Source organism: Streptococcus sp. SR1 (assembly GCF_000526075.1).
Classification (GTDB): domain Bacteria; phylum Bacillota; class Bacilli; order Lactobacillales; family Streptococcaceae; genus Streptococcus; species Streptococcus halitosis.
Map to the genome: position 1 here is coordinate 20995 of NZ_JATR01000028.1, position 6399 is coordinate 27393.

Genomic DNA, 6399 nt, shown 5'->3' on the forward strand with positions numbered 1-6399 from the left:
TCTCCTAGTCGTCTTCTTGGTCTTTCTTGGCTTTTCGAATGCGAAGAGAGACGATAATTTGTATGGTCACTCCGAAGAAGAGGGTAGCTAGGATAGTTGATACAAAATGCCCTGTATTTAAAAGAGAACCAAGATAATCCTTGCTATCATCGGTTAGGACATTCAGAAGCGGTATTCCAAAGAACATGCCCATGCCATAGATTAGACCGGCTTTTAGACCAGGAAAATGTAGCTGTTTGCTTTCTTTTTGACTCAGCATTTCGGGGTCAATAGCTGTGATGCCCGTTTTCTTGGTTTGAGAGACCACATAGAGGGCAGCCATCATCGAAATGCCAAATACCACGAGAGGATAGCCGATAGCGACAATTTGCGGGTATTTATAAGCAAGGACAAAGGGGATGAGGTTGCCAAATATCATGAGATAAAAGAGAACGATAAAGACCTGATTCCCGATACGATCGGCCTCGCGCCGTTTGTGTTCGTCAAGGGGGCCAGAAATGCCGTATGTGCGTTTGATGAGTTTGTCAGTGAGAGTTTCTTTTTTCATTTGTTTGCTCCTTTTTTAAAAATCGTCTTCCCAAAAGAGACTGTTAAGGTCAGTTTGGAGGCTGCGGGCGAGGTTGAGACAGAGTTCCAGGGTTGGATTGTACTTGTCGTTTTCAATCATGTTGATGGTCTGTCTCGAGACACCGATATCTTTGGCGAGCTCGAGCTGGGAAATGCCCAGTTCCTTGCGGAATTCTTTCACACGATTCATAGGGTCTCCTTTCTGATATGTCGTATATATTTGACTATATTATATTCTTTTGGGAATGAGATGTCAAGTATATATGACATATTTTTGGGAATTTTTTTCGAAGAAACTTAGCCTTGTCTGACAAGTGCAAGCTGGTCGGATTTGTGGTAAAATAGATAGGATATGACAAAAGAATTTCATCATGTAACGGTCTTGCTTCATGAAACGATTGATATGCTTGACGTAAAACCTGACGGTATCTACGTTGATGCGACTTTGGGCGGAGCAGGCCATAGCGAATATTTATTAAGTAAATTGAGCGAAAAAGGGCATCTCTATGCCTTTGACCAGGACCAGAATGCCATTGATAATGCGCAAAAACGGTTGGCACCCTATATCGAAAAGGGGATGGTAACCTTTATCAAGGATAACTTCCGTCATTTGCAGGCACGTTTGCAGGAGGCTGGTGTCCAGGAAATTGATGGAATTTGTTATGACTTGGGAGTGTCCAGCCCTCAGCTAGATCAGCGTGAGCGTGGCTTTTCTTATAAAAAGGATGCGCCACTGGATATGCGGATGAATCAGGAAGCTAGTTTGACGGCCTATGAAGTGGTCAATCATTATGACTATCATGACTTGGTCCGGATCTTTTTCAAGTATGGTGAAGATAAGTTTTCTAAACAGATTGCTCGTAAGATTGAGCAAGTGCGTGAGGTGAAACCCATTGAGACGACGACGGAGTTGGCAGAGATTATCAAGTCGGCCAAGCCTGCCAAGGAACTCAAGAAAAAGGGACACCCTGCCAAGCAGATTTTTCAGGCTATCCGAATCGAAGTCAATGATGAGCTGGGTGCGGCAGATGAATCCATCCAGCAGGCCATGGACATGCTGGCTCTGGATGGTAGAATCTCGGTCATTACTTTCCATTCGCTGGAAGACCGTTTGACCAAGCAATTATTCAAGGAAGCTTCAACAGTGGAAGTTCCCAAAGGCTTGCCCTTCATTCCAGATGATCTTAAGCCCAAGATGGAATTGGTATCCCGTAAGCCAATCTTGCCAAGTGCCGAAGAGCTAGAAGCCAACAACCGTTCGCATTCAGCCAAGTTGCGCGTGGCCAGAAAAATTCATAAGTAAGAGGAAAAACATGGCAGAAAGAATCGAAAAAACAAGCCAGTTATTGCAAACGAAGTTTAAAGGTTTTTCACGTGTGGAAAAGGCCTTCTATGTTTCGATTGCTGCAACAATGATTATCCTGGCAGTCAGCGTTGTGTTTATGCAGACCAAGCTATTACAAGTTCAGAATGAATTGACCAAGGTCAATGCTCAAATCGAAGAAAAGAAAACAGAGCTAGACGATGCCAAGCAAGAGGTCAATGAATTGATTCGTTCAGAACGTTTGAAAGAAATTGCAAACTCTAAGAATTTACAGCTGAATAATGAAAATATCCGAGCAACGGAGTAAGAAATGAAACAGTGGAAAGAAAAAATCATCCGTTATGCCGTTCGTAATCGTAAATCCCCAGAAGAAAACCGCAGAAGAGTAGGGAAAAGCCTGAGTTTATTGGCTGTCATACTCTTCGCTGTCTTTTTGGTCAACTTTGCGGTCATTATCGGAACGGGTAAAAAATTTGGTAAGGACTTGGTTCAAGAAGCAAACAAGGTCCATCAAACAACCAAGACGATTCCTGCAAAACGGGGAACCATCTACGATCGTAATGGAACGCCTATTGCTGAGGATGCGACTTCGTATAATATCTATGCCGTTATTGACAAGACCTACAAGTCAGCAACAGGCAAAATTCTCTATGTAGAGGACTCTCAATTTAATAAGGTGGCTGAAATTTTCCATAAGTATCTGGATATGGAGGAGTCCTATGTCAAAGAACAGCTTTCTCAGCCAGATCTGAAACAGGTATCTTTTGGTACCAAGGGAAATGGGATCACCTATGCCAATATGATGGCTATTAAAAATGACCTCAAAACTGCTGGTGTCGAGGGGGTTGACTTTACAACAAGCCCTAACCGTAGTTATCCCAATGGACAGTTTGCTTCTTCCTTTATCGGTTTAGCGCAACTTCATGAAAATGAGGATGGTACCAAGAGCTTGATTGGAACATCTGGTTTGGAGAGTTCTTTAAATAGCATTCTGGCGGGTACAGATGGGATTATCACCTATGAGAAGGATCGCCTGGGAAACATTGTTCCGGGTACAGATCAAGCTTCTCAACAAACGGTAGATGGAAAGGATGTGTACACAACCCTTTCTAGTCCCTTACAATCCTTTATGGAAACACAGATGGATGCCTTTCAGGAAAAGGTAAAAGGCAAGTATATGACGGCTACCTTGGTTAGCGCTAAAACAGGGGAAATCCTGGCTACGACCCAACGGCCAACCTTTAACGCAGATACCAAGGATGGCATCACAAAAGACTTTGTCTGGCGAGATATCCTCTATCAAAGTAACTACGAGCCAGGATCGACCATGAAGGTGATGATGTTGGCCTCAGCTATTGATAACAATACCTTCCCTGGTGGGGAATACTTTAACAGTAGTGAATTGAAAATAGCTGATGCGACCATTCGAGACTGGGACGTCAATGAAGGATTGACCAGTGGTGGCACCATGACTTTCTCTCAAGGATTTGCCCACTCAAGTAATATCGGGATGACCTTACTTGAGCAAAAGATGGGGGATGCAACCTGGCTTGATTACCTTAACCGCTTTAAGTTTGGGGTGCCAACTCGTTTTGGTCTGACAGATGAGTACACAGGTCAATTACCTGCGGATAACATTGTCAATATTGCCATGAGTGCATTTGGACAAGGGATCTCTGTCACCCAGACCCAGATGCTTCGTGCCTTTACAGCCATTGCCAATGATGGGGTCATGTTAGAGCCGAAATTTATCAGTGCCCTCTATGATCCAAATGACCAGTCTGTTCGTAAGTCTCAAAAGGAGATCGTCGGAAATCCTGTGTCAAAAGCTGCAGCGTCCTCTACTCGGGATCACATGGTCATGGTCGGAACAGATCCTGTCTACGGTACCATGTACAACCACAGCATAGGAAAAGCAAATGTCAATGTTCCAGGTCAGAATGTCGCTCTGAAATCAGGGACTGCTCAGATTGCCGATGAGAAGAATGGCGGGTACCTTACAGGTGAAACCAACTATATCTTCTCTGTTGTGTCGATGCATCCTGCAGAAAATCCTGACTTTATCCTCTATGTGACGGTGCAACAGCCAGAGCATTATTCGGGTGTTCAGCTTGGAGAGTTTGCCAACCCAATCCTTGAGCGAGCTTCTGCCATGAAAGAATCCCTCAATCTTCAGTCAACTGCTAAGAACTTGGATCAGGTCAGCAAGACGACAAGCTATGCGATGCCAGCTACCAAGGACTTTACTCCGGGTGACCTAGCAGAGGAATTGCGTCGTAACCTTGTCCAACCAATCGTTATCGGAACAGGAACCAAGATCAAGGAGCTCTCGGTTTCTGAAGGAGATAATTTAGAAGCCAATCAGCAAATCTTGATCCTATCTGATAAGGTCGAAGAAATGCCTGATATGTATGGCTGGACAGATGAAAATGTGCAAACATTTGCCAAATGGCTAAATATAGAAGTCGAGTGGGAAGGTAGTGGCAAAACGGTCAAGAAACAAAGTGTCCGTGCCAATACAGCCCTCAAAGACATTAAAAAAATGAAAATAACTTTAGGAGATTAAGATGATTAGTTCCATTAGTGCTGGAGTTCTAGCCTTTCTATTGACCTTGATAGGTATTCCAGCCTTTATCCGATTTTATCGAAAAGCACAGATTACAGGTCAGCAGATGCACGAGGATGTCAAGCAACACCAAGCTAAAGCTGGGACTCCAACCATGGGAGGTCTTGTCTTCCTGATTGTTGCAGTTGTTGTGAGCTTTCTGGTTGCTCTCTTTACCCAACAATTGACCAACAATGTTGGCATGATTTTGTTTATCTTGGTTTTGTATGGTTTGGTAGGTTTTTTGGATGATTTCCTCAAAATTTTCCGTAAGATCAACGAAGGATTGAATCCTAAACAAAAGCTTGCTCTCCAGCTGCTTGGAGGAGTGATTTTCTACCTCTTTTATGAGCGTGGTGGCGATATGCTTTCAGTCTTTGGCTACCAAGTACATCTAGGGATTTTCTATATTTTCTTTGCCCTTTTCTGGCTAGTTGGTTTTTCAAATGCGGTGAATCTGACGGACGGGATCGATGGCTTAGCAAGTATTTCCGTGGTGATTAGCTTATCGGCCTACGGTGTGATTGCTTATATGCAAAATCAACTGGATATCCTTCTTGTGATTCTTGCCATGATTGGTGGTTTGCTAGGCTTCTTCGTCTTTAATCACAAGCCTGCCAAGGTCTTCATGGGAGACGTTGGAAGTTTGGCTCTAGGTGGGATGTTGGCAGCAATCTCTATGGCCCTTCACCAAGAATGGACCCTTTTGCTGATTGGGATTATCTATGTCTTTGAGACAAGCTCTGTTATGATGCAGGTTACCTACTTCAAACTTAGTGGTGGGAAGCGTATTTTCCGTATGACACCTGTGCATCATCATTTTGAGCTTGGAGGATTCTCAGGCAAGGGCAGTCCTTGGAGCGAGTGGAAGGTTGACTTCTTCTTTTGGGGAGTTGGGCTTCTAGCAAGTCTCTTGACCTTAGCCTTTTTATACCTACTGTAAATCTAACTTTTGATGACAAAATAAAACAGGATGAAGGTGATCTTCATCCTGTTTTTGTTTGTTTAAAGGTTAGTTGGAGTCATCCTTTCTCCCTTTTAACATAAAAGTGGCTGTAAGAGCTAGGCTGAGTCCTGCTAAGAAGAGGAGTGGGTTGGACGCTTCTCCTGTCGCTGGAAGCTCTTCTTTAGAAGAATGATTTCCAGTTTTCGCAAGGCTCGGACTAGCTGAAAGTTGTTCAGCCTCGTGTGCCAAGGTTTCTGTATCTGAAGTACTTGGTTTTTCCTCTGTGTTAGAGGTTGTTCCAGTTGCTTGATAGACGACAGCATAGGTACTGAAATGATTAGTGATGAATTCTACCTTTCCGTCTCGAACGGTGAAATCAAGGGTTTGCAACTCCTTGGTCGGAGTGATGTAGTAGATATTTTCTACGTTAGCTGAAATAGGCAAGCGAACTAAGACAGAGCCTTTTGGCTGCAAGCTATTATTGGTTGGATTTTTAAGCTGTAGATCGTAAGCATCATAGGTCTTGCCAAAGAGTTCTTGAGCTAGGACACGTCGGCTAGAAACGTGAGAAATTCCTTCTAAGTCGCTGGCTCCACCGATGATTTCTACTCCAGTCTCCTTATCTTTCAAGACTTGAACTGGATAGTCAGGAAGTCTAAGGGTTGGAGCGGTCTGATCCCCGCTAGTCCCGATAGGTTTATTGTATTCAGGTTTTTCTACGGTAGGGGCCTCCTCTTGCCCTGCAGTCCCGATAGGCTTATTGTATTCAGGTTTTTCAACAATAGGTGGCACTTCTTGCCCTGCAGTCCCGATAGGCTTATTGTATTCAGGTTTTTCAATAATAGGAACTTCTTCTTGCCCCGCAGTCCCGATAGGCTCGGTGTATTCAGGAATTTCAACAGTAGGAGCTTCCTCTTGCCCCGCCGTTCCGATAGGTTCGGTGTATTCAGGAATTGT

7 protein-coding genes are annotated in these 6399 nt (G+C 43.9%); 4 read left to right on the forward strand and 3 right to left on the reverse strand.

Annotated elements, in window-relative coordinates; genetic code table 11:
* Nucleotides 1-4 precede the first annotated feature (4 nt).
* Nucleotides 5-547, reverse strand: coding sequence for a DUF3278 domain-containing protein (locus HMPREF1518_RS10040; RefSeq protein ID WP_033585826.1), 543 nt, complete (start codon nt 545-547; stop codon nt 5-7).
* Between the two features lie 15 nt (nt 548-562).
* Complete coding sequence (locus tag HMPREF1518_RS10045; protein ID WP_001082470.1) at nt 563-757, reverse strand: helix-turn-helix transcriptional regulator; 195 nt, start codon at nt 755-757, stop codon at nt 563-565.
* A 162-nt stretch (nt 758-919) separates the two neighbouring features.
* On the opposite strand from HMPREF1518_RS10045, the gene rsmH reads away from it, so the two are divergent.
* Genes rsmH through mraY form a run of 4 tightly spaced genes read left to right on the forward strand, consistent with a single transcriptional unit; the run spans nt 920 to nt 5439 of the window.
* Nucleotides 920-1870 carry a 16S rRNA (cytosine(1402)-N(4))-methyltransferase RsmH gene (rsmH, locus tag HMPREF1518_RS10050; RefSeq protein ID WP_033585827.1) on the forward strand — a complete coding sequence of 317 codons (951 nt, stop codon included), beginning with the start codon at nt 920-922 and terminating at the stop codon, nt 1868-1870.
* 10 nt (nt 1871-1880) lie between these two features.
* On the forward strand, nt 1881-2198 hold the full coding sequence (ftsL, locus tag HMPREF1518_RS10055; RefSeq protein WP_000840799.1) for a cell division protein FtsL: 318 nt from the start codon (nt 1881-1883) through the stop codon (nt 2196-2198).
* A gap of 3 nt (nt 2199-2201) precedes the next feature.
* The gene (pbp2x, locus tag HMPREF1518_RS10060; RefSeq protein WP_033585828.1) at nt 2202-4457 is read left to right on the forward strand and encodes a penicillin-binding protein PBP2X; all 2256 of its coding nucleotides are present in this window, start codon (nt 2202-2204) and stop codon (nt 4455-4457) included.
* A gap of 1 nt (nt 4458) precedes the next feature.
* Nucleotides 4459-5439 carry a phospho-N-acetylmuramoyl-pentapeptide-transferase gene (gene mraY / locus HMPREF1518_RS10065; RefSeq protein WP_033585829.1) on the forward strand — a complete coding sequence of 327 codons (981 nt, stop codon included), beginning with the start codon at nt 4459-4461 and terminating at the stop codon, nt 5437-5439.
* 69 nt (nt 5440-5508) lie between these two features.
* On the opposite strand, the gene HMPREF1518_RS10070 is transcribed toward mraY, so the two are convergent.
* Nucleotides 5509-6399 (reverse strand): SIALI-17 repeat-containing surface protein (locus tag HMPREF1518_RS10070; protein ID WP_033585830.1); only part of this gene is annotated, 891 nt, incomplete at its 5' end.